Origin of the sequence: Pseudoalteromonas sp. D15MCD-2, assembly GCF_038562745.1 — a bacterium.
GTDB lineage: Bacteria > Pseudomonadota > Gammaproteobacteria > Enterobacterales > Alteromonadaceae > Pseudoalteromonas.
This window is the reverse complement of sequence record NZ_JBCFQE010000001.1, coordinates 880,262-905,379: the sequence shown is the minus strand read 5'-3', so window position 1 is coordinate 905,379 and position 25,118 is coordinate 880,262. Positions and strand designations below refer to the sequence as shown.

Sequence of the window (25,118 nt, the reverse complement as noted above, 5' to 3'; positions counted from 1 at the left end):
CAATGACAACTAAATGAAAACCAACTACGGAAGATTTTTTCTATCAATGTTAAACTGCCGCCAGCAAATTAAGTGAGCCCACAAATGACTTTAAGTACAACTTACAAATTAGATAAACCGTATTATTACGAATGCTTTGATGAGTCTTTACCTTATTCATCACAAGCTAAGCCTAAATACCCGCTATTGGTATTATTAATAACCTTAGGCTTATTAGCTTTTTATCAATTAGATAATCATTATTTAGGCAGCTTTATGATTATGCTTGCCGTGGTTGAGTGCTTATCGTTTTACTACAAACGCCCATGGTGGGTCGCAAGACAAATGATGAGTCGTGCATCGGGTAGCGAAGTGACTGTCGTATTTGATGATGAAGGCGTTAAAGCCGAAAACCCGCATAAAAGCTACCAGTTAAGCTGGCAACAAATTAGTGAGATTATTGAAACTGAGCGAGGTTATATTTTAAAGGCTCAGCGCGGTATGCAATATATTTCTAAACAAGCGCTAAATGATGAAATGACAGCAGACCTAAATAAAAGAGCCACTCAGTGAGTGGCTCTTAAAAATATCTGTCGCTGATTAAACGTTGCCCGGATTTGGGTTAGATTTCTCTGCTTGGATTCGCATGTAGATTTCTTCACGATGTACTGATACATCTTTAGGTGCATTTACACCAATGCGAACTTGATTTCCTTTAACACCAAGAACAGTAACTGTTACTTCGTCACCGATCATAAGGGTTTCACCTACTCTACGAGTTAGTATTAGCATTCTCTTGCTCCCATGTTCCAAAAAATTAAAAGATTCCGCGTCAAAAACATTCTAATGAAATATAGACTTAAAAGTAAGTAAAAACTCTAGATCTTATTCATTTTCAGTTAAAAAAACTTTGTGCAGCGCACGTACAGCCAGTTCTAAATACTTTTCGTCAATTAAAACTGATATCTTTATTTCTGATGTCGATACAAGCATCACTTTGATGTTTTCATCGGCAAGGGCATTAAAAAATAAACTTGCCACACCAGAGTGAGATTTCATCCCTACACCTACTGCAGACACCTTGGCAACATTGCTGATCCCTTTAATAGATTCTGCGCTGATACCATCTTGGTTACTGGTCAAAATTTCAAGCGCTTGCTCAAAATCATTCGTGTGCACAGTAAAAGCATAGTCTATTTTTTCAAAGTTATGATTAACTTGATTAATCATATCTATTTCGATGCCGAATTCTGCAAAAAGTTTCAAAATTTTTGCAAGGTTTTCCGTTCCTTGGTGCACGCCATTAACGTAAATCAAACTTTCGTCACGATTAAAGGCGATACCCGACACAATGTTTGCTTGCACATCCGGCTCCTCAAAACTGATCAAGGTCCCTTGATCCGGGTTAAAACTCGATAACACTCTGAGCGGTATATTATATTTCCCTGCGGCTTCGACACTACGAATATGCAGAACCTTAGCACCAAGACTGGCCATTTCGAGCATTTCTTCGAAAGTGACATGGCTCATACGTCGCGCATTTGGCTCAATGCGCGGGTCGGTCGTGTATACCCCATCAACATCGGTGTAAATTTGACATTCATCGGCATTGATAGCGCCTGCAATCTCAACCGCAGAGGTATCTGTACCACCGCGCCCAAGCGTAGTGATATTGCCTTCGATATCACGGCCCTGAAAGCCCGCTATAATGGCAATTCGGTTATGCTCAAGTTCATGCTTAAGACGAGTCGCAGCAATCTCTTCAATACGCGCTTTACCAAACATGTTATCGGTGCGAATGTTGACCTGATCAGCAAGTAAGCTTACCGCTGAGTGACCACGTTTAATGATAGCCATTGCTAACAGAGAGACTGACACTTGCTCACCGGTAGTTAGCAATACATCAAGCTCACGAGCACTGGGTCGAGAATCGATTTGTTTAGCGAGTTCAATTAGACGGTTAGTTTCTCCCGACATCGCCGAGAGCACCACCACAACTTGATGGCCTTGTTGCTTGGTTTTTACAACAAGGTCGGCGACGGCCTCAATTCGCTCTATTGAGCCAACTGAGGTGCCACCGAATTTTTGGACGATAAGTGCCACTAGTAGTTAAGAACGCTCAGATAACCAACCAGTTACACTTTCTAAGGCTGCAGCTAGGTTCTCTGGCTTAGTACCACCTGCTTGCGCCATATCAGGACGACCACCGCCCTTACCGCCGACTTGTGCAGCCATGTGATTTACAAGCTCACCGGCTTTCACTTTACCTGTTAGGTCTTTAGTTACACCTGCAATTAGGCTTACTTTGTCGCCATTAGCTACGCCAAGGGCAATAACACCTGAACCAATCTTCGTTTTCAGGTCATCAACCATGCCACGAAGTGCTTTAGACTCAGTACCTGCAACATCAGCAACCAGTAGTTTAATACCGTTCACTTCAACAACAGAGTCAAGTAACGATGCACCAGCCGCACTTGCTAGCTTGTCGTTAAGCTGTGCAATTTGCTTCTCTAGGCCTTTTGATTTCTCAAGTAACGCAGTTACTTTTTCAAGTACTGTGCTGCTATCACCTTTAACTAGTGCTGCAACATCGTTTAGTTGTTGCTCTTGCTCACTTACATAAGCAACCGCTTCAGCACCCGTTACCGCTTCAATACGGCGGATACCGGCTGCGATACCGCTTTCTGATACGATTTTAAATAAACCAATATCACCTGCACGCTTAACGTGAGTACCACCACATAGCTCGATTGAGTAGTCACCAATGGTTACTACGCGAACTTCGTCGTCGTATTTTTCACCGAATAATGCCATTGCACCTTTTGCTTTAGCATCTTCAATAGCCATTAGCTCAGTTTCAAGAGCAAAGTTACGGCGGATTTCATCGTTCACTGCGCGCTCGATTTGGCGTAATTCGTCTTTTGTTACCGCTTCAAAGTGAGAGAAGTCAAAACGTAAACGCTCAGGGTCAACAAGTGAACCTTTTTGATTTACGTGCTCGCCTAAAATTTGACGTAACGTTTCATGTAAAATGTGTGTTGCAGTGTGGTTTTTCTTGATGCTATCGCGACGTGCTGCATCAATTGTTGCCTCTGCTTTATCGTTTGTACCAATACGGCCTTGTACACGACCATGGTGTGCAAATGCATTACCAAGTTTCGTGGTGTTAGTCACTACAAACTCACCGCCAGCAACTTTTAACACACCCGTGTCACCAACCTGACCACCTGATTCAGCATAAAACGGTGTGCGGTCTAAGATTGCGATACCTTCTTGACCATCTTCAAGTACAGAAACCGATTGACCTTCTAAGAAAAGCTCAACCACAGTACCTGTGTAATGTTCTGCATCGTAACCTTTAAAGTCTGTGTGTTTTTCAGACTTAAGTTGTTGGTTGTAATCAGCACCAAACTTACCAGCTTGCTGTGCTTGCTTACGCTGAACAGCCATACACTCTTGGAAGCCGTGCTCATCAATCGTCATAAAACGCTCACGCGCCACGTCTGCCGTTAAGTCTGCTGGGAAACCGTAAGTATCGTAAAGTTTGAATACTAAGTCACCTGGGATCACATCACCTTCGATGTCAGTTAGGCTTTCTTCTAAAATAGCCAGACCACGCTCAAGTGTTTTACCAAACTGCTCTTCTTCGATACGCAGTACTTTTTCAATAATTTCTTGTTGCTTAGCAAGCTCTGGGTACGCTTGACCCATTTGCTCAATTAGTGCAGCAACTAGCTTATAGAAGAATGCACCTTTCGCGCCTAGCTTGTTACCATGACGAACGGCACGACGAATAATACGACGAAGTACATAACCACGGCCTTCATTTGATGGCATAACGCCGTCAGATACTAAGAACGCACACGAACGAATGTGGTCAGCCACAACGCGTAACGATTTATCATCTAAATCTTGTGCGTTTGTCACTTTAGCCGCTGCTGCAATTAGAGCTTGGAATAAATCGATTTCGTAGTTTGAGTGCACGCCTTGTAAAATTGCAGAGATACGCTCAAGACCCATACCTGTATCAACAGACTGCTTAGGAAGCGGTTCCATTGTACCGTCGGCATGGCGGTTATACTGCATAAATACTAGGTTCCAGATCTCGATGAAACGGTCACCGTCTTCTTCAGGTGAACCTGGAGGACCACCCCAAATTTCTTCACCGTGATCGTAAAAGATTTCAGAACATGGACCACAAGGACCTGTATCACCCATTGACCAGAAGTTATCGCTGGTTGCAATGCGAATAATACGGTCTTCACTAAGACCCACTTCTTTATGCCAAATGTTGAAGGCTTCTTCATCATCGTGGTAAATGGTAACAAGTAGCTTTTCTTGCGGTAGTTTTACAACATCAGTTAAAAACTCCCAAGCAAACTTGATTGCGTCTTGCTTGAAGTAATCACCAAAGCTGAAGTTACCTAACATTTCGAAGAATGTATGGTGACGTGCAGTGTAACCTACGTTTTCAAGGTCGTTATGTTTACCACCGGCACGCACACAACGTTGTGAGCTGGTTGCACGTGAATAAGGGCGGCTTTCCGCACCTAAAAATACATCTTTAAATTGCACCATACCGGCGTTATTGAATAATAACGTGGCATCGTTACCCGGGATCAGCGAGCTTGAAGGAACAATTTGGTGTTGTTTAGAGGCAAAAAAGTCTAAGAACTGTTGCCTGATCTGTGCGGTAGTCATATGCTGCATGTGAAAATCTCACCCGTTTATTGCTGTGCTTGCATTGCAAAATCAATTTGTTCGTAATTAAAGCCTCGATACATCAAGTAGCGTACACGTTTCGCTCTTTCTTTCTGGTCGAGTTCTTTACCTGAATTTGAAAACTTCTTTAAATATGCGTCCTTTGCGAGTTCGAACCAATCGACTTCGAACTCCTCGAGCGTCTTATCTAATAGTGCTCGGTCTATCCCTTTTGCCATTGCTTCGCTCTGAATGCGTTTTACACCATGATACTTAGCTAAATGGCGGCGTACAAACCCTTCGCAATAGCGCTGTTCGTTAATAAAGTTGTGTGATTCACACCAATCTAACAAGCGCTCTGTGAACTCGGGCATCGCCTCTTTTTGCTGTAACTTTCGCGTTAAATCCCGACGCGAATAATCTTGTCGAGACAATAACCAAAGTACGTAATTTTTTAACTTTTGTTCTTTATCATCCATTACGCGTCAAAGCGTCCTGATTGTGAGGGCGCTTCAGGTGCTTTTGTTTGGTCATCACCTTTTGGTACAACTGGCATAAAAATGGCCTGAAAAGACACGAAGAAGCTAATGTAACAAATTGGCATTAAAACCAATAGTGGAATAAACGATAAAGGAATACAGATCACCATTAAAACGGCGCAAATTAGGCCATAAACACTCAATGGTGCCATATTATGGTAAAACACCATGAATGAGGTTTTTAAAACCTGAAACATATTGCTTTGTTTTTGAAAATAAACCAAAGGCACTGCATAGGCAAAAGCGGTTAAATACACACAGATCGCCACTAAGAATACCGCAACTTGTCCCATTGAAATGGTTGCCAATAAATCTGCAATATGTGATTGGTTTTGTGGATCAAAAGTCTGACTCGAAATAACTGCGTAGGCATCTGCAAAAATGAAATTAGACAGTAAGGCCAATAAAATACCTGCCGCCATCTGATACACAGCCACACGCACTAAACCTATACGGTTCCCCTTATTACTAAAGGGTTTAAAAATATCAGCTTGGCTGACAGTCCCGCCTTGCTGCTTTGTTAACACAGCTTGATAAAAACCCGCCATCAAAAATGGCGTCACAAACGCACCAACAACTTGCAGTAAAGGTAGTAGCAATGCCAAAAAGCTAATTATCACGATTAGCAGATGCATTAAAATAAAAGTCAAAGGTTGCAGCTTAAAGATTTCCCATCCAGCTTTAAACCATTTAACGCCCGCATCAGCTTTAAAAATACGTACTTCGATCGACATAGTTTCTCATTCAATAACGACAAAACGCACCGAGTATAACTGGGTGCGCTACTTGTTTATAGTCACCTGTAGTGAAATTTACTCAGGCTTTTTAATTTTTTTAATATCAAGCATGTGCGAACCATGTTTGATTTTCGTTTCGAGGTAAGCTCGGTTACCTACCACACCCGCCTTAATGTGCGCATGAGTGCCAACCACTGAATCAACTTCAATCCCTGCATCACGCAGTGCTTTAAGCTTATTTGGGTTATTAGTCATTAGCTTAACGTGCTTTTGATTGAGTGCTTCAAGCATTAATACCGCGTCTGAAAAGTCACGTAAATCATCAGCAAAACCCAAGTGGTTATTCGCTTCGTACGTATTCATGCCTTGCGACTGTAATACGTAAGCATCAATTTTATTGTATAAACCAATGCCACGGCCCTCTTGGCGTAAATACAGTAAAATACCGCCTTGTTGGTGCATCATCTCGATACACTCATTTAATTGCTCACCACAATCACAACGTGATGAATGGAATACATCGCCCGTTAAACACTCTGAATGCATACGAATTAAAGGGACATCTTGCTCTGTGTCAGCTTGATTAAACACTAAAGCAACATGTTCTTGGCCATCATTTAAGCCACTGAAAGATACGATTTCTGCAGGGATATCACTGTTTTTGCCAACATTCAGCTGGACTCTTGCTCTTACTTGCGCCACGACAAATCCAAATTAAAAAATAAATGCGATACTGCAAATGTGATTACAACAGCTTGAAGGTTGTAAGGATGCAACATACGACGAGTGATAACTAATATTGAGGCAGTTACCAGCAATTCAAGTATTATACACTCAAACCACCCCAAGATACGAGCTTTGCGCCTCGCTTTAGTGGCGCTAAAAAAACACCTTAAAAGCTCTACTTTTTAGAGTTAGGCCTTTGAAATAAAATAAATTAATAAATAAACCTTTGTAGATATTCGAAAAAATAGATTAGTTTAATCTCAATAAACCGCTAAGCCTTTATCAACCACCTATCAAAATAATAAAAATAACAGTGTTATGATGAGTCTCAGCGCTGATTAATAACGCACTAAAAGCGCTAGATAAACAATTATGAAGAATAACCAAAAAGTGATGCTTGAAGCTTAAACTGCTCTGCTAACTCATCAATTATAACCCTTTGACTAAGCTTTAAATATCTTGAGCGTGGCCAAACAACATTAATTGGCATAACCGCACCTGAAAAGGTATCTAAAACACTAGTTAGTCTATTACTATCTAGCTGCTCTTGAATAAGCCATGTAGGTAATTGTGCAACACCTAAACCATTAAGTGCGGCATCAAGCATCGCATCTCCATCACTGAGCATATATCTGGCATTGATTAGCTGGTTAAATGACTGCTTTTTACTATCTTTGAACAACCATGTTGGCTGCGAAGAGCGCTTACTGCCAATAATACAATCATGAGTGAGCAAATCCGCTGGAGTGTCTGGCACACCATGCTGGTCAAAATAATCTTGACTACCACACACTGTTAGTTTTTGATAACCCAACAATTTTGCTACCAGATCGGCATCATCTTCTAATGTGCCGATACGTACCACCAAATCAACATTTTCATTTATTAAATTTATACGACTTTCACTAAAGTGAACCGCAAGCTCTAGTTTAGGATACTTATTTGCTAGTTTAGAAAGTATTGGCATTACATACTTACGGCCGAATGCCGCAGGTAAGTGAAGCTTTACTTGCCCTGAAACATTATGGCTACCGGCAGTGACAGCTTGCTCTAGGCTATCTATTTCAGCCAGTATTTTTACCCAGCCTTCAAAATAATGCTGCCCTTCTGGGGTTGCCATAATTTTACGAGTTGTTCGATGCAGTAGCTTTGTACCTAACTTACTTTCAAGCCTAGTAACAGTTTTGCCAACAGCGGAGCCTGTTAAACCTAACCGATTACCAGCTGCTGTGAATGTACCCATGCGTAGTGTTTCAACAAACTCTCGAATACCAAAGAAAGGGCTACCTTCTGGTTTCATTGTGGAATCTCAGGACAGAATAAATGGAATATTAGCTAGGTTATCATTTAAAAAGAAGATAATAAAATAGTATTCACTTATTCAGCAATAGAGAAACATGATGAGCGAACGCAAACTTCTCGATTTACTCGAAAAAGAAGAGATCCGAACTCTTCGCTTAAACTACAGCCAACTTTTAGACTCTGGCCAAATTCATAAAATGGAAGAAGTATTTACTAGCAACGCACGAGTCGAAGTAACAGTGGGAGAAATGAATGGAATTGAACAGATAAAGCAAGGATTAAAAAATGCTTATGATGAATTCGATACCCACAATAGAAAGCACTTCCCTTTTGTTCATGCCGTAATGAACCATCAAATAGTACTGACAGATAAAACGACAGCACAGGGTGAGTGCTATCTAATTGACTTTGTTACAAGTAGGGAGCAAAGCGAATCTCCCCTTTTATTAGTGGGCCGATACTTAGATCGCTATGAAAAAATCGACGGTCAATGGCGCATTAGCCACTCTAAACTTGATGTTGTCTGGCCAGCGAATTCGGGAGTTCAGTAACATGAATAATCTACCAACTAGCTTTACAAATGTATTTGCCGACAACAAATTAACGCTGGGATTGCTCACTCCCCTTGAAGCTTACCCTAGCAGCCCTTTCCCTACCCTCAATGCTGATATAGCAACGGCTAAGCAGGCTGAACAAGCAGGTATTGCCAGTATTTGGTTTAGGGATGTGCCTTTTTATGATCCTAATTTTGGTGATGCTGCACAGATGCTTGATCCATTCACTTACGCAGGTTTCATTGCTGCGCATACAAATACAATTACTTTAGGCACCGCAGGGGCTGTTTTACCATTACGCGATCCTATCATGGTTGCCAAACAAGCAGCTTCAGTAGATCATCTAAGTAATGGTCGTTTTGTGTTAGGAGTTTCAACCGGAGATAGGCCAGTTGAATACCCGGCTTTTGGTGTCGATTTTAACGCGCGTGCTGAGCGCTACAGAGAGTCAGTTGAAATTATCAAAACATTACACCAACAAAGCTTTCCTAAACACATTAGCCAACATTACGGCGAGCTTGATGGTTCACTTGACCTTTATCCAAAACCAGTAAACCAACAGATACCCGTTATGGCCGTTGGTCGTTCTAGGCAATCATTTGAGTGGTTGGCTAATAATGTTAATGCTTGGATTTGGGCTGTTGATAATGAACAAGCCATCAGTGAAATCATTAACAACCTATCAATTGCAAGCAATAGCAACACAAGCCCACATTACGGCTATGCGACATTTTTTGACTTAGATAAAAACCCAGATGCCCCGTATCAGCGTTTTTATAACGTTGTACGAATTGGCCGAAATGCCCTTATTGAGCGACTGTTAAAACACAGAGAGCTTGGCGTAAAACACATTGCACTAAACTTAAAACCTTCTCGAAGGGCTGCCCAAGATGTAATTGATGAATTGGGTAGCTTTGTTATTCCTGCTCTTGAAAAAGAGCAAAGAGAGCCTGCTGTATGAGTACTCAAGAACAGCTCGAAAACTTAATATCTCAGTTTAAAGATAGCTGGTTACGCTCGGATAAGCACTCGTTAGCAAAGCTGTTTAGCTCTGATATCGTTTTCATAAGTCAGCACCATGGCTCTATAAATGGGCAAAAGCATGTATCAACAACCTTGAGTGAAGATTTCAAAAACTATGCAACGAATGCTGAATTTACAAATACGTTTACTGCACACCAAAAGGATTTTGCTGCAGCAAGCAGCTACGCTTATGTAGATATAAATCATGGGCAAAAACGCTTTTTATGTGGTTGTACATTTATTTTTCATTTCGTTTATGAAGACCAGCAATGGCTTATTAACCACATTAAATTTCAGGTTAACTGGAATAAAGGACAGCAATCCTTGCTTCCTAACTGGAACATGCTTCCTGGAGTTCAGGGGTGGCAGCTAGTTGATGGCGAACCAACAATTGTGAGTGAATTACACTCTCCATGGGCATTAATTCGTAAGTTTAAAGCTGCAGAGCCAAAGCAAGCTCTCATTGATCTCTATAACAAGTATGCATTTGCTGTTGATAATTGTGATATTAATTTACTTATTGATTGCTACAGCCAAGATATACATGGCAGCTTTCCTCCTTTAGGTGATTTATCTGGTAGAGAAAGTGTTATAGGGAATTTAAAAAACTTTAGACTGCTTGCGCCATTTTGGCAGCACTTTGCAGAGTTGGTCAAAATGGAGGTTAGCCAAGATAAAAAAGCAGCTCGATTTATCATTGCCCGAATCATTCCCGAAAACCCCGTGAATGATAGCAATCAAAAAACCTATGCAGCTCACTATCAGTTAGCAGCAAGATTAGAGTCAGATAACTGTTGGCGACTTTACGAATCGCATTACATACCGGGTTGGTTTGATGAACAGAATTTGCCTGAGTTTATAATCTAACAAAAAAGCGCTCAATGTGAGCGCTTTTTCATAAGTACCTGCGACCTGTTAAGCTTAATCACTGTTTTTGCTTAAATTAAAAACAGTGATACATTAAAAATTACTAGATACCTTGTACCTCATGATGATAATGATTATCATCAACAAGTGTTAATCCCCTCTTATCTGGGCAAAATAATAAGGAATATTATGAAAAAGAGCTCACTTGCCTTATGTGTTGCATTACTATTTAGTCAGCAAGGCATTGCCAATGAAACGACCACCCAAGAATTTAACGACACCTACCGCGCTTATGTCGCTGCTGTAGAAAATAAGCAAGACAGTAGTGAGCTTGCCAAAAAAGCGTTTGAGCTTGGCAAAGAAATTTATGGTGAAAGTGCCGACAACACCGCCAATCTTGCTATTAACTATGCAAACAGCCTTGCTAAAAGCGAACAAGAACAACGCTTTGAGTTATATCGCACAGCCTACGAAATACTTGAAAAAAACCACGGCAAGCTAAGTGTGCAAGTGTATGACTCATTAATCGGCATGGCAGAATCAACTCCCTCAGCAAAGCGCGCTGATACATATCTTGATGATGTCATTGCTATTGCTGAAAAACAAAACTCAGACAAGCTTGTTGCTGATGCAAAAATGACCGCCGCTCGTATCCTTGCTTATAAAGGCACTGGCGAGCGCTATTACACAGCGAAGGAATATCTTGAAGAAGCCGATAAGTACTACCAAGAAAACTTACCAAATAACGCTGTCGATCGTATTAGCGCTGACTTTTTAGTTGCCGCATTCGCAGAAAACCAACGTAAATACAGCACCGCCATTGAGCGATTGAATCACGTAGTTAGCGTATTTGATCAAGAGCTAGACTTTGATCATCAAACCGAATTAAACGCCCATTCGAAGTTGGTTCACTTATACGAAAAAACAGGTAAAAGCGACGAAGCAACCAAACATTGCTTAGCGATTGCGAAAATGGTGCCTTGGAAAGAAAGCCAAGAACAAGAGCCGTTGTACCGTGTGCCACCGAAATATCCAATGTCAAAAGCACAACGTATGGAAGACGGCATTGTCGTGATGGAATTTGAAGTAACCCCGTCAGGCTTTGTAGACAATATAACTGTGGTTGACTCTGAAGGTGGTACTGCATTTGAAAGAGAAGCAGTAAAAGCAATGAAAAAATGGCGTTATGCGCCTAAGTTTGAAAATGGTCAAGCCATTGCTGCAACTTCTCGGGTGCAATTAGACTTTAAAATAAAAAGATAAATAACAGGGTCGCAATGCGACCCTTTTTATAGCTTTTTAAGCAGGTTATCGGCTGCGTCCTCAATTAAATCGAGTACTTTTTCAAAGCCTTGATCGCCACCATAATAGGGATCTGGGATCTCACTCTCCCCTGCATCACCATGACTTAAAAACAGCGACAGCTTATATTGTAAGTGCTCTGGACACTGGGCTTGTAAATCAGCAAGATTTTGCTTGTCGGCTGCGAGAATTAAGTCAAACTCATGAAAATCAGCTTGAGTCACAGGTCGTGAATAGATGCCTTTAAAACTATAACCGCGCTTTTCGGCTGCTGCTTTTGAACGTGAATCAGGTGGATTACCTTGGTGGTAACCAATGGTGCCAGCAGAATCAACTATAACATTGACACCCAGCGCCATGGCACGACTACGAAGTACCGCTTCTGCAGTAGGTGAACGACAAATATTGCCTAAGCAAACAATCAAAACCTTTTTCATTATTCGTCCTTAAAATTGCTTTAAGATTGACTCATCATAACGTTCTGCATCAAGCGAGAGGTTGTATTTATCTGCAACACTATCAAGCTCTGCCTGCTTAATTGCCAACTCATCCATGGTAATAGTGTTGTCATCAAGCTGCCATAACAAACGTGATCCCGCATAGCTGTATTGAATTGCTAATAAAGCATCTGCATTGCCCTCACGCCCTGCTGCTTTTAACTTTGGCATTTTACGGGTGATTTTATTCAGCGCTTTTTTAAGCTCCCACACATAGACTATTTCAGTCATGTAATCATGATTGCGGTATTTATTAAGCACAAAACCCACCAGCAAACTACACACAACAACACCTAATAGGTTCCAATGAAAATGGCTACCGCTTGGGTCAGGAAATAACGCTATTAACGTTTGTGAAATGGCTAAACTGCCAACGGCTAAAGCAATTACACAAGCAATAATTACTTGGTTTAAATGTTTACGGTAACGGGCTTTATCTATTTGAATAAGTTTCATAACAACCTAAAAAACTTGTGAAAAATAAAAAGTGAAAAAAATTTCACCCCTTTTTTATTTGCCAGCCGTTTTAGCTATGAAAGCAATTATCCAAAGAGGAACGGCTATGCATACTTTACCACTAAACTCAGCAAGCTTGAATAACAGCAATGCTGCTTTAAAGACAACCGCAGCAATTATTGGCGGCGGTGTCATGACCTTTGCAGCATTTGCATTTATGCAGTACTTAATTTCTGCTGAGCAAAGAGCCGATGTAAAAACAGGCCCAGATATCACGGTTGAAATTTATGAAGTACCGGAAGACTCAAAAGTGCAAGTAAAGCAAACACTGCCGCCACCGCCAGTTGCTAAAATGCCACCAAAAGTACCGCCACGCCCAACAATTGATTCGACCGATACCGTTGTAGTAGCGGATTTAACACCAAGTATGACTTTCGATAACATTGGCGACACGCTTAGCAAAAGCATTAACCAACCAACAGGAGATGCGACACCAATTGTGCGTATAAACCCTAAGTACCCTCCGGTAGCAGCTCGTGATGGCATTGAAGGTTGGGTACAAATTAGCTTTAGCATTTCTCCGACTGGCGAAGTGATTGACCCTGTTATTATTGATGCCGAGCCCAAACGGGTATTTAACCGTGAAGCAATTCGCGCCATTAAACGTTGGAAATATCGCCCTAAAGTTGTTGAAGGTGTGGCACAATTACAAACAAACCAAAGCGTTCAACTTGATTTTAAAATAGATGGATAACTGCCTATGCTAATGAGCATCAAGACATGGTTATTTGACAAGCCAAACACAGATTGTTTGGCGCAGTATGCCAAAACGGGCGACAACCGTTACCTTAACCAACTCGTTGCTCAATACGGGAACGATCTTTATCACTACCTAGTCACCCAAAGTGATAAAGATCTGGCCCTTGATATATGCCAGCAAACCTGGTTAAAAGTCATTGATAAACGCGACTTTTACAATGCTCAAAACAACCCAAAAGCGTGGCTTTTTCGGTTAGCACGTAATTTATTAATTGATGAATTTCGTAAGCAGCAAAAGTTCGTTGAATTAGAAGACAACCAACTATTTACTGAATCTCAGGATGCAAGTTATCACTACGACTATGAAGCCTTTGATAAAGCACTTATGGGGCTTAGCTTTGTTCAACGTGAAGCGCTGACCTTACAACAAGAAGGCTTTAGTCTCGAAGATATTGTTGCTATCACACAAAGTAACCCAGAGACCATTAAAACTCGGCTGCGATATGCCCGTCAAAACCTGAAACAACAACTAGGAGGCCATCATGAAGCGTAACGACGAGCAATTCGATGCTGATTTAAAAGCACATTTTCAAAAACGTAAGGCAGAGCACAGCTTAAGCAGCGACGAGCTTTCACACATGCAAAAGCCACAGTCGGCAACGCCAAGGCCACAGCGCTTTTTAGGCCTGCAAATGACCGGAGTATTTGCTGCTTTAGCGATTCTTGGTTTTGTCATGCTGCAATACAACAACCGCGAGTTAACCCATGTTTATGCCGTGGATTTATCGGATTATCAATGGCTTGAGGTACACGAACTCGACGCCAAAGGCAGCTATGTGAGTAATCTTAAACAACAAAAACAAAACCTAGATGCTAACTATCAACAAGCATTAGCCAATCACCAAGCCCGCACCAGCTTCACCGGCCGTCTAGTCAGTGTTGATAACGACTGGTATATCGCCGACTGCGAGCAAAATGTCATAGTACAAATTAAACAATCACTCCTTGAAGAACTACAAAAACACGGCACCCTAGATACTCATATTCACCAAGGTGACCTACTCGCCCTAGACCAAAACAAGCAAGGCCAAATCATTGCACTCAAACAGCTGACTCATGAGGCGAAAAAGTGTAAAGCTTGAAAGCAGCGGTCAGCTCTCAGCCGTCAGCTATCAGATTTAAAACAAGTTAGCGAGTTACAAGGGGAAAGAGTAAAGGAGTACCGTAGGCGTGAAATTTATTTCGCGCGATGGTTCAACGAGCCATCAGCTATCAGATTTAAAACAAGTTAGCGGGCTACAAGAGTAAAGTCGCAAGTTTTTAGATAGCAGCGGGTTTACCCCGCGTAGGCGTTAAATTTATTTCGCGCGATGGCCTCAATTCATACTCTTGTAGGTCGGGCTTTAGCCCGTTAATGAAAAGATAATTTGTCGCCATAAATGACGACCTACGTGACGTTGGGTAGAACGGAGTGAAACCCAACACACTCGAAGCCGTCAGCTATCTGATTTAAAAAAATTTAGAGGGCTACAAGAGTAAAGTTGCAAGTTTTTAGATAGCAGCGGGTTTACCCCGCGTAGTTAGTTTTCAGATGTCAGATCATTCTTCTGACATCTGATACCTAACATCAATTTCACTCCCCTACCTTCGGTAGCATGCTTTTACTAATCACTTCAAATGTATCTAGGTCTATCAGCATAGAGTAAACTTCATCGTTGTTGATAAATACAACGAATAAATTGCCTTCAGCATTGAGGTTAGACTCTACAATGCGGTTGTAACCTGAAATAACTTCGCTGTAGTTTGAGCCATCAATCTTGCTTAGCGCGAAGGTGCGCTTATCTTTGCCATCGAGCAGTTTGTCGTTGTTGGTATCGTTTTTGATAACTTCATACGAAACTGCCTTAGGAGCATAGACTTTTTGCTCCTTGTAAGGACGAGTATCAAACTCTTTGTAATGGCTTAAAGCACCAAACTCTATGATCAACTGATCCGTTGTTTTAAATAGCCACTTGGCGTGATTGGTTTTGTCATTAAGAAACAAGATGTTCTTTGAGCGCGTAGGTCTGTATTTATAACCACCGCTAAAATTATTGTAAACTGTTACGTCAGCTTTCACCTCGATATCCAGTTTTTCTGATTCCAACGGGATAAAGTAAAAATCACTCCCCTCGACCTTACGAGGGTAACCTAGTTTCCACTTTTCTTGCTGCTTTTCATCTTCAGCTAAGTTTAGTGTTTGTTGCTGTACATGGTTATCGGACTTAAGTAAGTAAGCAACAAAGTTATACCCTATTGCTGCTGCTCCAATGATTAAACCTATGAGTAAAATTAGGCCGTTAACATTCCACACCCATTTAAAAAACTTTTCTGACTTCATACGACTGGTTAAATCCTTTTAAGAATAAGAACTTGCTAAGCTAGCAGATTTAAAACAAGTTAGCGAGTTACAAGGGGAAAGAGTAAAGGAGTACCGTAGGCGTGAAATTTATTTCGCGCGAAAGTTTCGACGAGCCATCAGCTTTCAAACTGACGGCTGACGGCTGACGGCTGACGGCTGACGGCTGACGGCTATCAAACTTGAATATGCGAGTTATCGAAATTCAAGCAATAAAAAACCACAGACTTCTCTGTGGTTTTTTTACTTATAACTTACAACTTAAAGCTTTTACTTATAAAACAATAATACTCGTCACTAGGTAAGCGATAAAGGTTAATGCGCCGCCGAATAAGGCGTATGGCATTTGGGTTTTTACGTGAGTTAATAAATCGCACCCTGATGCAATAGCCGATACCGCGCTGGTATCTGAGATTGGCGAGCAGTGGTCGCCAAACACACCACCACCTAAAATAGCGGCAATAACCAATGAAGGTGGTAAACCTAAAGCTTGAATGAGCGGTACACCAATTGGAATAAGTATTGCGAATGTGCCCCATGAGGTACCTGTGGTAAATGAAATAACCGCACCTGTAATAAATAGCACTGGCACAACCAAGTAAATAGGCAAGAAATCACCGACTAGGCCTGCAACAAACACACCGGTACCAAGGTCTTTCAAGCTTGCACCTAACGTGAGTGATAGCAATACAATAGACACTAATGGCAGTAACTCGCCCATTCCTTTAAAGCCAATATCTACCAGCTTATGGTGTGTAAATTCACGCGAGCTAATCATTAAAAAGTAAGCTACAACACAGGCTAAAATAGTTGCATACAGCACTGATTTAGAACCACTACCGCTGGCAATATCGCCATCGCCGGTCCAGAACATAAAGCCAACCATACTACCAATTAGGGTAATAAGAGGCACAAGCATGTAACGTGCTTTTGAGCCTTTTACTTCTTCTGTTAGTTCGGTTTCTTGTTGCTCTAGGCTTTCTTCTGCTTGCTTTAATGGGCCATGTACCTTGTCAAAGGTAATGGTGTAGAACACGATAAGTAAGGTGATAATAGCATAGAAGTTATAACCAATACTGCCCCACAATACCGAAACCGCAGACTCTTCCATTTCGTAGTTGCCAAGAAGGCCCAGTACGTATGCGCCCCATCCATTTAGCAAGATTAAGATACACACAGGTGCGCTGGTACTATCGATAATGTAAGCAAGGCGTGCTCGGCTCATTTTAAATTTATCGAATAAACCACGCGATAAAATTCCCGAGGTTAATACGCTTAAGTTCGATTCAATGAATACCGCAATACCAGAGAACATGGTTAAGTAGCCCACTTGGCGCTTACTTTTAGCAACCCCTTTGTTCATCAGTAAATTAACGGTAGCGGCTACACCGCCAGATTCACGAATATAGGCAAGTAAAGCACCAATTAAGATACTAAAAATAAGGATGCGGCTATTACCAGGGGAGCTGGCAACCTCAATGACTCGCTCAATAGTGTTGATAAAGGTGAAAAACAAGGTATTACCTTCACCATTCAGAGCAAGCAAAAACTCAGACGACGCAACCGCGACCAATAACGCCATGATCACTTCTTTGCGCCAAAACACAATTAAGATAGCAATCAAGGGTGGTAAAATTGAATACCAAGACATAAAAACCCTTTTAAATTAAGAACAACATTTTATTTTTATTATGCGAAAACTCGCTAAGCTTAATGGCTTTGCCACCAAACTCAACTTAATTCGACTAGTGATTTAATATACTCTCATAAATCAGTGAGATAATAGAGCCATACTTACCTGTTTCGAAACGCTTGCCGACAAACTGGTAATTTTCTCGCGAACCTTCAATCGGTGAATGACGGGCATTGGTTAATAGCACAATAGCAAGGTCATACTCTGGGTCAATAACGGTCACAGTCCCTGTCCAGCCGGTATGACCAAAAGCCCGCGGGCTAGCATAAGGGCCAAAATGCCATTTACGCGCTTGATGCCCCGCTCTACGCCATCCTAAACCATAAGTCTCATCACTTGCTTGGGAGTTTGTGAATTGCTCAAGTACTTGTGGCGTAAAAATTTGCTTGTTGTCGTAGCCGCCACCATTGAGTAGTACCTGCATAAGCACAGACAAATCACCGGCGGTACTAAAAAGCCCAGCATGCCCCGCTACACCACCTAAAGCATAAAATGCTTTTTCATCATGTACTTCACCTTGCAGTACATCGGTTCGAATATTTTCAAACTCGATGCGACCACCTCGGGTGTTGCCGTTAATTTCAGTGGCGGCAATTTGCGAAGATAAAAAACCCTTTTGCAATGGGTTATAAACCGTATGCGTTAAACCAAGCGGCTGATAAATTTGGCTTTCTACATAGGTATCGAGCGCCATACCACTAATACGCTCTACCAGTACACCAAGCAACATATAATCGATATCAGAATATAGGTGTTTTACGTTACGACCAGCCACGAAAGGGACACCTGTTAACAGTAGGTTTTTAGTACGCAGGCTGTTTTGAGAAAAAAAGCGCTCACCAAATTTATTGTCTTTACGATGAAAATCAACCACCGCAGGGTAACCCGCACTGTGGGTGAGTAAATCTTTTACTAAACGCTGTTCACGGCCGCTGCCTCTAAATTCTGGTAGGTAATAAAACAGTGGTTTTTCTACGTCGAGTTTACCTTCGCTGGCAAGCTTCATCAGCGCAAAATTAGTGGCAAACATTTTTGAGTTTGAAGCTATATCAAACAAGGTATCGTTTTGCATAGCTTGTGGGCTTGCAAGTTCACTGCCATCAGCATGGTACTTTTTAGCCGCGCCATAATGGCTTAGTTTAATCAACTTGCCATCTTTAACAACGGCGAGTACCGCGCCCGGAAAGCCCTCTTTAACCTCTTGATTAATTAATTCATCAACAGCACTAAAACGCTTTTGAGTGCTGTTTTTATCAAGCGTTGGGTAAGGAAAACGTAAGGTTAAGCTTGCCCCTTCAGGCAATACACTTTCTACTTTATACGTGTTTATGCCATCGCGGGTGCGTTTAGCCAAACTGTATTGATATATTTTTTCGGCTGTTAATGGTGAGGCAATATTAATTTTTTCACCATTAATGAAAATATCAGCACTGGTTGCATCTTGGTTGTCAATGATGATCTCACCGCGACCTTTATAGGCAGTAAATGTGCCTCGGTCGTTAACAAGCGCGCGACTGCTTGGATCAAGAGCCGGAATACGCGCTATCACTTGTGCATTAGCCAGTGTTTTTGGCGCAGGCTCAACCGCTTGCTGTTGCTGCTGATATTCTTTAAATAATCGCTCTAGCTTTTTAGGGAAGTACTTATCTAGTAATGCAAATAGCACAGCCGCACTTCTGGCATCACTATTACCGCTTACATGCCAAGGTAAAAAGTGCATTTGAAAGGCACTTAGAGCATCTAGCGTTTGCGAATCAAGCTGACCCGTTGCAATCACCTCATAGCCGTAACTGCGTAGTGCTTTTTGCATTAATTCAACTGAAGGTTTTGATGCGCTAAATAACTGCCAATATTTATCAACGGTGTCGCTGTCGTACCACGCACCGATACCTGCTTTATAAAGTTGATACCAAGGAAAACGCGGGCCTGGGTCGTTCTTACGGCTTGGGGCAATATCAGAATGGCCAACAACTTGAGTTGGCCCGATATCTGGGTTACGAGCAAGAATATCTTTACTAAGCTTTATTAGTAGCTCTATTTGTTTAGCATCATAGTCAGGAAAAATACATAACTTACTTGCGTCATTTTCCATCGCAAGGTTTGCTTGCTCAGGAATATGACAGGTTGGTACATTCACTATTTCAATACCAATAGAATGATCATTTAAATCTTCTCGGCCTTGCCAAAAACTGCGTCCGGCGTGCCATGCCCTATCTTTCTCATCAACCAGCTGAGTAATTTCTAATTCATCTTTTGGATAACTCGGGTCGCCTGATTCAGGTAATAAATAATGTGAACTTAAGCCCCCTTCATCCACGAGCGCACGCATTGATTTTTCGTAATCAATGGCGGTGTAATGCATCACTAAAAACTTAACACGGTGGCTGTAATTAGCTGATTGTGTGTAGGTATATGGATTACTGGCACAGCTTACTAATAATGCCGCACTACTTAGATAACACAGCTGTTTAAGTAATGTTTTCAAAGGGGTAAAACTCATAACAGATTCATACCTGATGATTTAAGCGTTGACGATTCTCAGCAATACAGTAGCAACACCCACTTAACATGTAAAATATTTTATTTCACAATTAAAGAATAAAAAGCATACATTATCGCTAAGTTACTAAAAATAGAGCTATCTCAATAATTAGAGTTGTATCTATTATGGAATAAAACTATATTATTCCATCTAAATTAAGAAAAATATTCCAAACTTAGGTCTGCTAAAACAAAAATAAGTCGTCGTGTTAAGCAAACAATGCGCCCAAGCCCTGTGTTTATAATAGAACCATCGCTTTGCGCTTTGACTAAGTTAAGCAAACAAAGTGAGCCCTATGTCTACTTTTGTAAAAATTAAAGCCTTACGCCAATCACTATCGAGCAGCGAAGCTAAGCTTGCTGACTTTACGTTAAATTCAGCGAATGCGATTCGTAATTTATCATCGGTTGAACTAGCAAAAGTGGTTGGTGTAAGCCAATCAAGTGTGGTGAAGTTTTCGCAAAAGTTAGGTTATAAAGGCTTCCCTGCTTTTAAACTTGCGGTAATTGATGCACTTAACGATGAAAGCAGCGAACCTAAGCTACATGGCAAGATCACTCTGAATGACTCGCTAGAGCAAATCGCCGAAAAACTATTAAGCAGTAAATTGGCGGTGTTAACCGAAACCAAAAACCTCAACGAAGCGCCGGCAGTCGAAAAAGCGGTAGAGCTATTAAAATCAGCAAAACGTATTCTGATTTGTGGATTAGGTGGCTCAGCGCTGGTTGCAAAAGATTTTTCTTATAAGTTACAAAAACTCGGTATGCCTGCAATTGCAGAGCCAGATGGCCATGCACAACTTGCATATGTTGCGACGTTTTCAAAAGGTGATTTGGTTATCGCGATAAGTGAGTCAGGTATGACTCGCGAAATTGCCGAAGTTGTTAAACAAGCTAAGAAAAACTCAAGCTCGGTGATCTCAGTGACTAAATTTGGTAGTAGCCTTGTTGCTGACTCAGCTGATGTAAAACTTTATTCAGTTGCTGAAGGCGAATCTGTTCGTTTATCGTCAATTTTAGCGCGTACGGCACAAGATTTTGTCATTGATATTTTGTTTATTGCTCTAACACAGTCAAGCCGCCAAGGTCGTAAGTTACTAGAACATTCTAATGAAGTTGTTGGCGAATTTAAGAATAACTAATTTCTTCAATAAGGTTATATAAATACTTTAAAGCAGCTCAGGCTGCTTTTTTTATACCTAATTTAGGATGCAGTTTAACAATCCCCTTCCTCCTCTAAACTACCAAACAATTGCGATAAGCGACTGACTTTAAAATCATAATTTCTTACAAAATTGTACTAAGAATAAATTAGCACCCCGTTAAAGCAAGTCATTACTGATCTTTACCTAAAATCGGTTATATATTTTATTCCTAAAAACCAACCTTTAAATGAAAAAATATTCTTGACCAACTTAAATAACACCTGTTTAATATATGGGCAACATAATTTTAAAGTTCATAAGTCTCAATTGGGTAAGTAGTCCAGCAAAGCATATAAATATAAGGACGGGAAACAATGAAACAACATGCATCCACACTCGCAATGAGCTATATAGCAAAAGCGACTAGCAATGCACTTCGCGCAAAGAAAACAGCCTTTACAGGTGTTGTTATGGCCGCGGCACTCGCCAGCGCGCCAGCCTTTGCAAATCTAACCGGGGGGATCAAAGGTAAGGTTTCATCACCAGAAGCACAGCAGTCACTGGCAGGGATCACTGTTACAGCAAAAAGTAATGTGATGCCAAAACCACGTACCGTTGTTACGCGAGAAGACGGCAGCTACGACTTACCACAATTAAAACCAGGTACTTATGAACTGACTTTCACCGATAAAAACGGTGTAACTCAAACCATGACTGTGGATGTTTTACTTGAACAAACTTCGAGCCTAAACGTCACTATGGGTGGTGCTAACGAAAACGTTGAAGTCATCACGGTTACCGGCAGTAAATTATTCCGCCAAGGTAAGTCTGCACTGACTAACTCACTTGGTGAAGAAGCAATCAATAGCGTGCCAGTTGGTCAAGATTACCGTGACCTATTAAAACTAGTACCGGGTGTTGAACTATCTGAAAACTCAACGCTAGGCCCATCAGCCGGTGGTTCTGGTGTTGATAACTCGTATGGTTTTGATGGTGTTGATGTATCTCTACCTATGTTTGGTAACTTAGCATCAGAGCCATCAACTCATGACGTTGCTTACGTAACTATGGACCGCGGTGGTGCAAAAGCCGTTGGTTTTAACCGCTCAGGCGGCTTCTCAATCAATACGGTATCAAAATCAGGTACTGACGAATTCCACGGTAATGTTGAATACAAGGTTCAACCTAAAAGTTTAGTTGCGACTCCAACAGGTCAAGAAAGCTATGAGCTAGATAAAAGCTGGCTTACAGCAAGTTTAGGCGGCCCGCTTATTGAAGACTCTTTATACTTCTACACTTCTTATTATCGTCCTGAGGAAACTCGTACTAATAAAGATACTGCTTATGGTGAAGTAAAAGACTATAAGAGTGTGCGTGATGAATACTTTGGTAAGTTAACTTGGGCGCCTACTGATGATATTTTACTTAATATTTCACAGCGTACCTCAGAAAAGACCATTGAAGGTCGCTCAGTTGGCGCTTACGAAACTGACAGTGTATCTGCAGGAGATGTAGCCGACCAAGATATCTTTACCTTAGATGGTTCATGGCTTTTAGGTGATGCAACAACCCTTTCATTCCAGTACAGTAAATTAGAAATAGAGTCTGGTACCACACCTGATACAGAACTATCTGTAGTACCATCGTTAACGGGTCAACTTGACTTAAGTAACCTAACTGAAATGGGTTACTTCAGTGTACCAAGCTTATTAGATGCTGATGATAACTACACTGCAGAGCAAATAGCTGCGTTTAATGCAGGCGCCGCACCTTTAATTGCACAATACGGTTATACTGAAAACGGCGAAATGCTTGGCGGCGGCGGTGTTGGTGCGTATTACCAATACGATAATATCGACTTTTACCGTGATAGCTTCGAGTTAAACCTAGAACATGAATTTAGCTGGGGCGATACTTACCATACGTTACATGTAGGTGGTGAATGGAAAGAAAGCAAAGAAGTACTGTCTCGCCTTTCAAACGGTTGGGGTAGAATCTCTTATGTTGGCGGCCTCGATGAAAGCTTAGAAGAAGGCAGCTCTGCCCCGGTTATTTACCGTGCTCGCGTACAACAAATGAGCTTGGTTGCTGGTGAAGACGCCGTTTCTGCTATCAACTCAGAAATGAAAACACTGAATTTCGAAATCAACGATACCATTGAAGTAGGTGATTGGACTTACAATGTGGGTGTACTCGTAAGCCGCGATACTTGGTATGGCCAAGGTCTTAAATCGGCATCTGGCACGCTCTCTGGTTATGAGTTAGCACCAGGCGAAAAATACAAAATGTACCAAACAGATTGGTCAGATATGATCCAACCGCGTTTAGGTGTGAATTGGAATTATGCAGACCAAGACTCAGTATTTGCAAACTTCTCAATGTATAACCCTGAAGCAAGCTCATTAGCGCGAGCTGCATCTTGGGACCGTAATACCCGTGCCGAAATCGAAGTTGAATTTGATGAAGCGGGTAACGTAATTTACGCAGAGCCACGTCAAGGCTCATCAGGTAAAGTATTTGCTGATGATTTAACACCTCGTCAAATCAAAGAGTTTACACTTGGTACCACTAAATATGTAGGTTCTGATTTAGTATTACGTGCTCATGTTCGTCACCGTAAGGCATCGCATTTCTGGGAAGATATGCCAAACAATGCGCGCTTAACTGACTACTCTGGCGTTGATGCCGATGGTGTACCGCAGCATATTGCAGATAAAGGTTTATATGTAGATAACCTAGATGAAATCCGTGATGAAATTGGTGGTTCATCTTATGTTATTGCCGAAGTAGATGGTGGTGAGACTAAATATTGGGAAGCCAGCATCGAAGCTGAATACCTAGGTGAAAACAGCTACATCAATGCTTCTTATGTTTGGAGTCATTACTACGGTAACTTCGACCAAGATAACACTACAGCAACAACAGATGCTAATACCTTCATTGGTTCATCGAACTATGGTGATGGCCGCGGCCGTTACCCTTGGGATTACAAATACGGCACACTATCAGGTGATAAACCGCATAAAGTAAAAGTGTATGGTTACTACACTGTGCCATGGGATGCGAACATCGGTGCATACTTTGTCTTCCAGTCGGGTAAACCTTGGGAAGCATGGGATGGTTCGATCTACGGTTACTCAAGTGGTACAACGCGTTACAGCGAGCCTGCAGGTAGTCGCCGTAGCCCAAGCCACTGGCAACTTGACTTAAACTACACCCAAGACTTTAAATTCTCAGGTGACATGGAACTACAATTCCGTGCTGATATCTTCAACGTATTTGACCGTCAAACAGGTTACAACAATAACCCTTATGTCTCGTCAGAAACCTTTGGTGAATATCGTAACTACTACAGCCCACGTCGCGTGCAGCTGTCGTTTAACTTCAAGTTCTAAGTTTATCAATCCTGTTGGGGGCCGCTATAGCGGCCCTTTTTTATGCCTTAAAAACAGTAAAAACTTAAATTGTACAAAATGCTTTTGCGGCATCCATATTACTCGCTTCTTTCATAAAGTAGTCGAGTTGCACAGTTCGAATAATCGCTCTCGATTCGCTGTTACTTTCCCTTGCCTGCCAGTGCCAAGTTTTAAGCGACTCTCGCGACACATCGACAAATAGCCCTTCAGGGAAGCTCTCTACAAAACGGATATCGGTGGTATTACCTTGTTTATCAATAGTAATAATAAAGCGCGCACAGCCCGTCTGCTTAGATATTAAAGCTGCTTTAGGGTAACTGGGCTTTGTTGCATGTTTAAGTGTCCACAGCTGTTCTGCTGCGTTTTTATCATCACGAAGATCGAGTACATCGGTTGAGTTAGTTGTTGTAGTGTTTGGGAGTTGTGAGCAGCCAGCAAGTAATGTAAATGCAGCAATTAAATGAACTTTCATGCTATATCCTT

At 41.5% G+C, this 25,118-nt stretch carries 23 protein-coding genes; 10 read left to right on the top strand and 13 right to left on the bottom strand.

The features are described from left to right. The first annotated feature begins 84 nt into the window (after positions 1-84). Positions 85-552, top strand: coding sequence for a YcxB family protein (locus tag AADY36_RS04120; protein ID WP_342408540.1), 468 nt, complete (start codon positions 85-87; stop codon positions 550-552). A 27-nt stretch (positions 553-579) separates the two neighbouring features. Here AADY36_RS04120 and csrA read toward each other — a convergent pair whose 3' ends face one another. The 7 genes from csrA to AADY36_RS04085 all read right to left on the bottom strand — a co-directional run bounded on the left by csrA (position 580) and on the right by AADY36_RS04085 (position 7,982). Next, the gene (gene csrA, locus AADY36_RS04115; RefSeq protein WP_036970495.1) at positions 580-771 is read right to left on the bottom strand and encodes a carbon storage regulator CsrA; all 192 of its coding nucleotides are present in this window, start codon (positions 769-771) and stop codon (positions 580-582) included. Between the two features lie 93 nt (positions 772-864). Next, the gene (locus AADY36_RS04110) at positions 865-2,082 is read right to left on the bottom strand and encodes an aspartate kinase (RefSeq protein ID WP_054551281.1); all 1,218 of its coding nucleotides are present in this window, start codon (positions 2,080-2,082) and stop codon (positions 865-867) included. Positions 2,083-2,088: 6 nt separating this feature from the next. Next, positions 2,089-4,689: an alanine--tRNA ligase gene (alaS, locus tag AADY36_RS04105; RefSeq protein ID WP_342408539.1), complete on the bottom strand. Its 2,601-nt coding sequence runs from the start codon at positions 4,687-4,689 to the stop codon at positions 2,089-2,091. Between the two features lie 17 nt (positions 4,690-4,706). Next, the gene (locus AADY36_RS04100) at positions 4,707-5,159 is read right to left on the bottom strand and encodes a regulatory protein RecX (RefSeq protein ID WP_342408538.1); all 453 of its coding nucleotides are present in this window, start codon (positions 5,157-5,159) and stop codon (positions 4,707-4,709) included. Then, complete coding sequence (locus tag AADY36_RS04095) at positions 5,159-5,953, bottom strand: BPSS1780 family membrane protein (RefSeq protein ID WP_054560784.1); 795 nt, start codon at positions 5,951-5,953, stop codon at positions 5,159-5,161. Before AADY36_RS04095 ends, AADY36_RS04100 begins: the two co-directional genes overlap by 1 nt. A 78-nt stretch (positions 5,954-6,031) precedes the next feature. Further along, positions 6,032-6,658 carry a GTP cyclohydrolase II gene (locus AADY36_RS04090; protein ID WP_054551277.1) on the bottom strand — a complete coding sequence of 209 codons (627 nt, stop codon included), beginning with the start codon at positions 6,656-6,658 and terminating at the stop codon, positions 6,032-6,034. 394 nt (positions 6,659-7,052) lie between these two features. After that, positions 7,053-7,982 (bottom strand): LysR family transcriptional regulator, encoded by a 930-nt coding sequence (locus AADY36_RS04085; RefSeq protein ID WP_342408537.1) that lies wholly within the window; start codon positions 7,980-7,982, stop codon positions 7,053-7,055. Positions 7,983-8,079: 97 nt separating this feature from the next. Between AADY36_RS04085 and AADY36_RS04080 the strand changes: the two genes are divergently transcribed. The 4 genes from AADY36_RS04080 to AADY36_RS04065 all read left to right on the top strand — a co-directional run bounded on the left by AADY36_RS04080 (position 8,080) and on the right by AADY36_RS04065 (position 11,691). Further along, positions 8,080-8,535, top strand: coding sequence for a nuclear transport factor 2 family protein (locus AADY36_RS04080; RefSeq protein WP_055022022.1), 456 nt, complete (start codon positions 8,080-8,082; stop codon positions 8,533-8,535). Position 8,536: 1 nt separating this feature from the next. Continuing rightward, positions 8,537-9,499 carry a TIGR03571 family LLM class oxidoreductase gene (locus AADY36_RS04075; RefSeq protein ID WP_285220748.1) on the top strand — a complete coding sequence of 321 codons (963 nt, stop codon included), beginning with the start codon at positions 8,537-8,539 and terminating at the stop codon, positions 9,497-9,499. Then, a complete protein-coding gene (locus AADY36_RS04070; RefSeq protein ID WP_342408536.1) occupies positions 9,496-10,428 on the top strand; it encodes a nuclear transport factor 2 family protein in 933 nt (310 codons plus the stop codon). Before AADY36_RS04075 ends, AADY36_RS04070 begins: the two co-directional genes overlap by 4 nt. A 189-nt stretch (positions 10,429-10,617) precedes the next feature. After that, entirely contained in the window at positions 10,618-11,691 is a 1,074-nt protein-coding gene (locus AADY36_RS04065) for an energy transducer TonB (protein ID WP_342408535.1), read from the top strand. 26 nt (positions 11,692-11,717) lie between these two features. Here AADY36_RS04065 and AADY36_RS04060 read toward each other — a convergent pair whose 3' ends face one another. After that, entirely contained in the window at positions 11,718-12,167 is a 450-nt protein-coding gene (locus AADY36_RS04060) for a low molecular weight protein-tyrosine-phosphatase (protein WP_342408534.1), read from the bottom strand. A gap of 9 nt (positions 12,168-12,176) precedes the next feature. Next, positions 12,177-12,683, bottom strand: a complete 507-nt coding sequence (locus AADY36_RS04055) for a DUF3087 domain-containing protein (RefSeq protein ID WP_055022027.1) — start codon at positions 12,681-12,683, stop codon at positions 12,177-12,179. Between the two features lie 106 nt (positions 12,684-12,789). On the opposite strand from AADY36_RS04055, the gene AADY36_RS04050 reads away from it, so the two are divergent. The 3 genes from AADY36_RS04050 to AADY36_RS04040 are packed head-to-tail and all read left to right on the top strand — an operon-like array spanning position 12,790 to position 14,584. Further along, entirely contained in the window at positions 12,790-13,437 is a 648-nt protein-coding gene (locus AADY36_RS04050; protein ID WP_342408533.1) for an energy transducer TonB, read from the top strand. A gap of 6 nt (positions 13,438-13,443) precedes the next feature. Further along, positions 13,444-13,995: an RNA polymerase sigma factor gene (locus AADY36_RS04045; protein ID WP_342408532.1), complete on the top strand. Its 552-nt coding sequence runs from the start codon at positions 13,444-13,446 to the stop codon at positions 13,993-13,995. Beyond that, positions 13,985-14,584: a hypothetical protein gene (locus tag AADY36_RS04040; protein WP_342408531.1), complete on the top strand. Its 600-nt coding sequence runs from the start codon at positions 13,985-13,987 to the stop codon at positions 14,582-14,584. Before AADY36_RS04045 ends, AADY36_RS04040 begins: the two co-directional genes overlap by 11 nt. A gap of 491 nt (positions 14,585-15,075) precedes the next feature. Here the strand turns inward: AADY36_RS04040 and AADY36_RS04035 are convergent, their stop codons facing one another. The 3 genes from AADY36_RS04035 to pbp4b all read right to left on the bottom strand — a co-directional run bounded on the left by AADY36_RS04035 (position 15,076) and on the right by pbp4b (position 20,033). Continuing rightward, complete coding sequence (locus AADY36_RS04035; protein WP_342408530.1) at positions 15,076-15,822, bottom strand: hypothetical protein; 747 nt, start codon at positions 15,820-15,822, stop codon at positions 15,076-15,078. 292 nt (positions 15,823-16,114) lie between these two features. Beyond that, positions 16,115-17,491 carry a Na+/H+ antiporter NhaC family protein gene (locus AADY36_RS04030; RefSeq protein WP_342408529.1) on the bottom strand — a complete coding sequence of 459 codons (1,377 nt, stop codon included), beginning with the start codon at positions 17,489-17,491 and terminating at the stop codon, positions 16,115-16,117. Between the two features lie 94 nt (positions 17,492-17,585). Next, entirely contained in the window at positions 17,586-20,033 is a 2,448-nt protein-coding gene (pbp4b, locus tag AADY36_RS04025; protein ID WP_342408528.1) for a penicillin binding protein PBP4B, read from the bottom strand. Positions 20,034-20,370: 337 nt separating this feature from the next. On the opposite strand from pbp4b, the gene AADY36_RS04020 reads away from it, so the two are divergent. Together AADY36_RS04020 and AADY36_RS04015 are read left to right on the top strand one after the other, a co-directional pair. Next, positions 20,371-21,216, top strand: coding sequence for a MurR/RpiR family transcriptional regulator (locus tag AADY36_RS04020; protein ID WP_054560797.1), 846 nt, complete (start codon positions 20,371-20,373; stop codon positions 21,214-21,216). A 377-nt stretch (positions 21,217-21,593) separates the two neighbouring features. Then, positions 21,594-24,614, top strand: coding sequence for a carboxypeptidase regulatory-like domain-containing protein (locus AADY36_RS04015; protein ID WP_342408527.1), 3,021 nt, complete (start codon positions 21,594-21,596; stop codon positions 24,612-24,614). Between the two features lie 64 nt (positions 24,615-24,678). Here the strand turns inward: AADY36_RS04015 and AADY36_RS04010 are convergent, their stop codons facing one another. Continuing rightward, positions 24,679-25,107 carry an energy transducer TonB gene (locus tag AADY36_RS04010; RefSeq protein ID WP_342408526.1) on the bottom strand — a complete coding sequence of 143 codons (429 nt, stop codon included), beginning with the start codon at positions 25,105-25,107 and terminating at the stop codon, positions 24,679-24,681. Between the last annotated feature and the right edge of the window lie 11 nt (positions 25,108-25,118).